Origin of the sequence: Mesorhizobium sp. M7A.F.Ca.ET.027.03.2.1 (assembly GCF_003999175.1) — a bacterium.
Lineage (GTDB): Bacteria > Pseudomonadota > Alphaproteobacteria > Rhizobiales > Rhizobiaceae > Mesorhizobium.
Genome location: NZ_RZOM01001489.1, coordinates 1 through 1,067, shown reverse-complemented (window position 1 = coordinate 1,067; position 1,067 = coordinate 1). Strand labels below are relative to the sequence as shown.

Annotated in this window: 1 protein-coding gene; it reads right to left on the bottom strand. The window is 68.8% G+C overall.

The annotated features are described in order from the left end of the window. Nucleotides 1-1,067 (bottom strand): DEAD/DEAH box helicase (locus EN750_RS35855; RefSeq protein WP_145968260.1); only part of this gene is annotated, 1,067 nt, incomplete at both ends.

Below are 1,067 nucleotides of genomic sequence, written 5' to 3'. Positions count from 1 at the left end.
CCGAAATCGTCGCGGCGGCTGGGCGCCTCGTCGCGGCGCGCGAAACCTTCGCCCGCCGGTCTTTCACGCGACGGCGTGAAGGGCGCGATCTCCATGAGGTCCTCGGGCGCCGAGCGGCTGGCGCGGCACTGGCGCACGAAGGCAGCGGCCACCTGTTCGGCGCCATGTCTGGCGAGCAGCGCGTCGATGAAACCGCGTTCGTCGTCCTTCACCGGCTCGTCGAAAACCGGGTCGGCCAGGATGCGCTCGTCGTCGCGCCGCATCACGTCGTCGGCCGAGGGCGGGCTCGCCCATGTTGCCTTGAGGCCGGCGTTCTGCAGCAGCCGCTCGGTGCGCTTGCGGGCGCTGTTGGGCACGATCAGCGCGCTGACGCCCTTGCGCCCGGCGCGACCGGTGCGGCCGCTGCGGTGTAGCAGCGTTTCCGGATTGGTCGGCAAATCGGCGTGGATGACCAGCTCGAGATTGGGCAGATCGATGCCGCGCGCCGCGACATCGGTGGCGATGCAGACTTTTGCGCGGCCGTCACGCATTGCCTGCAAGGCATGGCTGCGCTCGTTCTGGCTGAGCTCGCCCGAAAGCGCCACGACGGAGAAGTTGCGGTTGTTGAAGCGCGCGGTCAGATGATTGACGGCGGCACGCGTGTTGCAGAACACCAGCGCGTTCTTGGCTTCGTAATAGCGCAGCACGTTGATGATGGCGTTCTCGCGGTCGGGCTGGGCGACGCTCAGCGCCCGGTATTCGATGTCGAGATGCTGCTTCTCCTCGCCGGCGGCCGAAATGCGCACCGCATCGCGCTGGTAGCCCTGGGCGAGCGTGGCGATCGAGCGCGGCACGGTGGCCGAGAACATCAGCGTGCGGCGTTCGGCCGGAGCGGCGTCGAGGATGAATTCGAGGTCCTCGCGAAAGCCGAGATCGAGCATTTCGTCGGCCTCGTCGAGCACCACCGCCTTCAGCGCCGACATGTCGAGCGAGCGCCGGGTGATGTGGTCGCGCAGCCGGCCGGGCGTGCCGACGACGATATGGGCGCCGCGCTCCAGCGCGCGCCGCTCGCTGCGCATGTCCATGCC